4 protein-coding genes are annotated in these 6,227 nt (G+C 56.3%); all 4 read right to left on the reverse strand.

The window, feature by feature from the left end; genetic code table 11:
- A partial coding sequence (gene tilS / locus M0974_RS23215; RefSeq protein WP_297842401.1) for a tRNA lysidine(34) synthetase TilS occupies positions 1-916 on the reverse strand: 916 nt, incomplete at its 3' end.
- A 226-nt stretch (positions 917-1,142) separates the two neighbouring features.
- On the reverse strand, positions 1,143-2,090 hold the full coding sequence (locus M0974_RS23220) for an acetyl-CoA carboxylase carboxyltransferase subunit alpha (RefSeq protein WP_297842406.1): 948 nt from the start codon (positions 2,088-2,090) through the stop codon (positions 1,143-1,145).
- A gap of 135 nt (positions 2,091-2,225) precedes the next feature.
- Positions 2,226-5,753, reverse strand: a complete 3,528-nt coding sequence (gene dnaE, locus M0974_RS23225) for a DNA polymerase III subunit alpha (protein ID WP_297842409.1) — start codon at positions 5,751-5,753, stop codon at positions 2,226-2,228.
- Between the two features lie 66 nt (positions 5,754-5,819).
- The coding region (locus tag M0974_RS23230; protein WP_297842412.1) for a ribonuclease HII at positions 5,820-6,227 on the reverse strand (408 nt) is incomplete at its 5' end.

Here is a 6,227-nt window from a genome sequence, read left to right on the forward strand (position 1 = left end):
GACGCCAAATAGGTTGCGAGCCTTCACCGGCATCGCGCAGGCTGTCCCAACCCACCCAATGCTCGCTGTCAGGCAAGCGTGTCAACGCCGCTAGCCAATAACGTAATGCATTACGTTGACGCGCCGCGGACAATTCTTTGAGCGGTGCCAGTTCCAGCGAAGATAAACCGAGCCAAGTAAAAGCGCTGGGTGAATCAGCCGGAGCCAGATCCTGTAGGGCCAACTCGTCGAGCAGTTGCTGAGCTTCGGCCAGATGTGAAGCGGTTCGCGCCATGCTTGATGTTGCTTGCGGCCAGCGCGCCGTCAGTAACGGAAGAATGTGCTGGCGCAGATAATTCCGGGAGAACTGGCTGTCGGTGTTGCTGGGGTCTTCCACCCAACACAACGAATGCTCTGCGGCATACGCCTCAAGGGCGGCTCGCGAGACGTTCAACAGCGGTCGTAATAATCTGCCTTTGCCCAGCGCACGCTGTTCAGGCATGGCAGCCAGCCCCCGAACCCCAGCACCACGCAGCAGGCGAAACAGCAGGGTTTCGGCCTGGTCATCACAGTGTTGAGCGGTAAGCAACAGTTCGTCGGTCGCCAGCAACTGATTGAATGCCGCGTAACGCGCATCACGGGCAGCGCGCTCGACACTGGCGCCGGACTGCACATTTACCCGAAGCACTTGCAGAGGCACGCCCAGAGCGCGACAGACCTCAGCACAATGATCCGGCCACGCGTCTGCCGCAGCCTGAAGGCCGTGATGAATATGGATGGCAGACAAAGGTGGCACGGCTTCGCGGGTCGCGAGGTCAGCCAGAAGGTGCAGAAGGACAGTAGAATCCAATCCACCGGAGAACGCGATACGCCATGCGGGTGCAGTGCGCCAAGGGGCTAAAGCGCTGAGTAATTGGTCGCGAAGATGTTGTTTCAAAGCACACAACCCTGTAGGAGCGAACGTGTTCGCGAAGGTAACAACGCGGTCTTTCAGATATACCGCGCCGCCCTCTTCCCGAACAAGTTCGGTCCCACAAGATTGGGGTCATCCACAGATCCTGTGGGAGCGAACTTGTTCGCGAAGGCAACAACGCGGTCTTTCAGATGTACCGCGCCGCCCTCTTCCCGAATGAATTCGGTCCCGCAGAATCCAGAGCCCTCAGTTAGAGACCGTAACTCATCAGGCGTTCGTAACGACGGGCCAGCAGCGCCTCAGTGTCGAACTTTTTGAGCATCGCCAACTGGCTACTCAACTCCTTACGGATCGAAGCAGCCGCGGTCGCTGGATCACGATGTGCGCCGCCCAAGGGCTCACCGATAACTTTATCGACAATGCCCAGACCTTTCAGTCGGTCAGCCGTAATACCCATGGCTTCAGCAGCGTCAGGCGCTTTGTCTGCAGTTTTCCACAGAATCGAGGCACAGCCTTCCGGCGAGATCACTGCGTAAGTCGAATATTGCAGCATGTTCAGTTGGTCGCAGACACCAATGGCCAACGCGCCACCAGAACCACCCTCACCGATCACGGTCGCAATAATGGGCGTCTTAAGACGGGCCATCACTCGCAGGTTCCAGGCGATTGCTTCGCTCTGGTTGCGCTCTTCAGCGTCGATGCCAGGATAAGCGCCCGGCGTATCAATGAACGTAAGGATCGGCATCTTGAAGCGCTCAGCCATTTCCATCAGGCGGCAGGCTTTACGATAGCCTTCAGGGCGCGGCATGCCGAAGTTGCGGCGAACCTTCTCACGCACTTCGCGGCCCTTCTGATGACCGATGATCATCACTGGCTGGTCTTCCAGGCGCGCGACGCCACCGACGATGGCGGCGTCGTCGGAGAAGTGCCGATCGCCGTGCAGTTCGTCGAACTCAGTGAAAATATGCTCGATGTAGTCGAGGGTGTAAGGACGGCGCGGGTGACGCGCCATCCGTGCGATCTGCCAGCTGGTCAAGTTACCGAAAATGCTTTCGGTGAGCGTATTGCTCTTCTCTTGCAGACGCGAGATTTCGTCGCCGATGTTTAGCGAGTTGTCATTACCGACCAAGCGCAGCTCTTCGATCTTGGCTTGAAGGTCAGCGATCGGCTGTTCGAAATCGAGAAAATTCGGGTTCATAAGCATCCGTCTGGGGTCGACGGCCAAGGGGCCGGCCGGTTGATCCGTGAGCGCCCACCTTACGGGAACAGGCGCATTCAGGTCGAGATTAAAAATTATGGTTGAGCGCAGGTCGTTTGGACAAGCCTGCACTAATCAACGGTATTGCAGGAAGACGTTCTCACGCCCGAACTGGTCACGCAGCGCTTGAATCAAGCTGTCCGCAGGATCGATTCGCCAGGCCTCACCAAACTGCAACAGCGCCTTCGCGTCCATCCCGGTGTAGTCCAAAGTGATGGGGCACGCACCACGGTGACGCTTGCACAATTCCCCCAACCACTTGAGACGATCACCTTTGAGCGCATCGGCATGGATTTTCAAGCGCAGACTTTCCGCAAGATTGGTTCGCGCGTCTTCCAGGCTCATCACCCGCTTGGCACGTAAACGCAGGCCGCCCGAGAAATCGTCATTACTGACTTCACCTTCAACCACTACCAACGCGTCGGTTTGCAACAACGATTGCGCGGAATGGAACGCTTCAGCAAACAGTGACGCTTCAATTCGTCCAGAGCGGTCATCCAGGGTGATGAAACCCATTTTGTCGCCCTTCTTATTCTTCATGACCCGCAGCGCGATGATCAGACCGGCAACTGTCTGAGTATCCCGCGCAGGCTTCAAGTCGATAATGCGCTGACGAGCGAAGCGGCGAATCTCACCTTCGTACTCGTCAATGGGATGCCCGGTGAGGTACAAGCCCAACGTCTCTTTTTCGCCACGCAACCGGTCTTTCAGGCTCATTTCCTTGGCCTTGCGATGGTTGGCATAAACGTCAGCATCTGCTTCGACAAACAAGCCACCAAACAAATCCGAGTGACCGCTGTCATGACTGCGCGCGGTTTGCTCAGCCGCTTGAATCGCTTCTTCCAGCGCCGCCAGCAGGACAGATCGGTTGCGGTCGAGGTTGGCTTGGTAAGTTTTTACGTCGACGTTGTCTTCAAAATACGGCCCCAGGCGATCCAACGCACCGCTTCGGATCAAGCCATCAAGGGTTCGCTTATTGATGCGTTTGAGATCCACGCGGGCGCAAAAATCAAACAGATCCTTGAACGGCCCAGCCTGACGAGACTCGGTAATAGCTTCTACCGGGCCCTCACCCACACCTTTGATGGCACCGAGCCCGTACAGGATTCGACCGTCATCGCTCACCGTGAACTTGTATTCGGAGGTATTCACGTCCGGAGATTCGAGGCGCAACTTCATGTTGCGCACTTCCTCGATCAAGGTCACAACCTTGTCGGTGTTGTGCATATCAGCAGACAGTACCGCGGCCATGAACGGCGCCGGGTAGTGGGTTTTCAACCATGCGGTCTGATACGACACCAACCCGTAGGCGGCCGAGTGAGACTTGTTGAAACCATAACCGGCGAACTTTTCCACCAGGTCAAAAATGTTACCGGCCAGATCAGCGTCGATATTGTTGTTGGTGCAACCTTCGATGAAACCGCCACGTTGCTTGGCCATTTCTTCAGGCTTTTTCTTACCCATTGCCCGACGCAACATGTCCGCGCCACCAAGCGTATAGCCGGCCATAACCTGGGCAATCTGCATCACCTGTTCTTGATACAGGATGATGCCGTACGTCGGTGCCAATACGGGCTTCAGGCCTTCATATTGATAATCGACGTGGGGATACGACAGCTCTGCGCGACCGTGTTTACGGTTGATGAAGTCATCCACCATGCCTGATTGCAGAGGTCCCGGACGGAACAACGCTACCAGTGCGATCAAGTCTTCCAGGCAGTCGGGCTTGAGCTTTTTGATCAGCTCTTTCATGCCCCGTGACTCAAGCTGGAACACCGCCGTGGTCTCGGCTTTTTGCAGCAGGGTGTACGTCGCTTTGTCATCCAGCGGGATAAACGCGATGTCCAGCGGCGGCTCGTCGACCTTGGCGCGTTCGCGGTTAATCGTCTTCAGCGCCCAGTCGATGATGGTCAGGGTCCGCAGACCCAGGAAGTCGAACTTCACTAGACCGGCTGCCTCGACATCATCTTTGTCGAACTGAGTCACCAGACCATCGCCCAATTCATCGCAATAGATCGGCGAAAAATCTGTCAGCTTGGTCGGAGCAATCACCACGCCGCCGGCGTGTTTACCGACGTTACGCACGATGCCTTCGAGCTTGCGCGCCATCTCCCAGATCTCAGCGGCCTCTTCATCAATCTTGATGAAGTCGCGCAAGATTTCTTCTTGCTCGTAGGCCTTCTCCAGTGTCATGCCGACTTCGAACGGGATCATTTTCGACAGACGATCCGCCAGCCCGTATGACTTGCCCTGCACCCGGGCAACGTCACGGATTACCGCTTTGGCAGCCATCGAACCGAAAGTAATGATCTGGCTGACCGCGTTGCGCCCGTACTTCTGCGCCACGTACTCAATGACGCGGTCACGACCGTCCATGCAAAAGTCGACGTCGAAGTCGGGCATTGATACCCGTTCCGGGTTCAAGAACCGTTCGAACAGCAGGTCGTATTCCAAAGGATCAAGGTCAGTGATCTTCTGCACATAGGCTACCAGCGAGCCAGCACCCGACCCACGGCCTGGGCCCACTGGGACGCCATTGCTTTTGGCCCACTGGATGAAGTCCATTACGATCAGGAAGTAACCGGGGAAGCCCATCTGGATGATGATATCCAGCTCGAAATTCAGCCGATCGATGTACACCTGACGCTTGGCGTCGTAATCCTCCGTGGTGTCTTTTGGCATCAAGACCGATAGCCGATCTTCCAGACCATCGAACGAGACCTTACGGAAATACTCATCCATGGTCAGGCCGTCAGGAATCGGGAAGTTAGGCAGAAAGTGCGTGCCTAGCTTGACCTCGATATTGCAACGCTTGGCGATTTCGACGGTATTGGCCAGTGCTTCAGGGAGGTCACTGAACAGCTCGGCCATTTGCGCCGCGCTTTTGAGGTATTGCTGATTGCTGTAATTATGCGATCGGCGAGGGTCATCAAGCGCCCGGCCTTCACCGATACACACTCGTGTCTCGTGGGCCTCGAAGTCTTCTTCTTTGATAAAGCGAACGTCGTTGGTCGCCACCAGCGGCGCGCCAAGCCGATCAGCCAGAGCGACGGCGGCGTGCAAATGTTCTTCGTCATTAGGACGGTTGGTGCGCTGCAGCTCGACGTAAAACCGGTCGGGGAACACCGCCATCCATTCACGCAGCAATTGCTCGGCTTCACCCGGATTACCGGCCAGCAATGCCATGCCGATCTCGCCTTCTTTGGCTGCCGACAGCATGATCAAACCTTCGCTTGCCTCGGCGACCCACTCCCGCTCAATGATCACTTGGCCGTTGCGTTGACCATCAATGAAACCGCGTGAAATCAATTCAGTCAGGTTGCGATAACCCTTGGCGTTCATTGCCAACAGACTGATCCGGCTCAACCCGGCGTCTTGGTCCTTGTTGGACAACCACAAATCCGCGCCGCAGATAGGCTTGATACCAGCGCCCATGGCAGCTTTGTAGAACTTGACCAGCGAACACATGTTGTTCTGATCGGTCACGGCCACGGCTGGCATACTCATGCCGGCCAAGGTCTTGACCAACGGTTTGACCCGGACCAAGCCATCGACCAGAGAATATTCAGTGTGCAGGCGTAGATGAACGAAAGAAGCCGGCATGTTGATCCTATAGCGCGAAATACAAAAAAACGAAGGCCCGGATTGTACCGAGCCTTGGGTAAAACATCAGCCCGGTACAAACATTGATATCGGACTTTGCAGCAGCATTGCTTGAGCTTCATACGCCGCACGCACGGGGCCGAACGAGCGTCGGTGGATCGGTGTCGGCCCCAAGCGGGCCAGTGCTTCGAGATGAACGGGGGTCGGATAGCCCTTGTGGGCACCCATTCCATACCCAGGGTAAATCAGTTCGAAGGCAGCCATTTCGCGGTCGCGACTGACTTTCGCCAGAATTGAGGCTGCAGCGATAGCTGGCACCGACGCATCCCCCTGAATCACCGATGCGCTGGGTACAGACAGTTGCGGGCAGCGATTGCCGTCGATCAATGCCAATTTCGGAACAATGATCAAGCCTTCGACGGCGCGCTTCATAGCCAGCATGGTTGCATGAAGAATGTTCAGCTCATCGATCTC

It is taken from the genome of Pseudomonas sp., assembly GCF_026224925.1.
In the GTDB taxonomy this organism is placed as follows: domain Bacteria; phylum Pseudomonadota; class Gammaproteobacteria; order Pseudomonadales; family Pseudomonadaceae; genus Aquipseudomonas.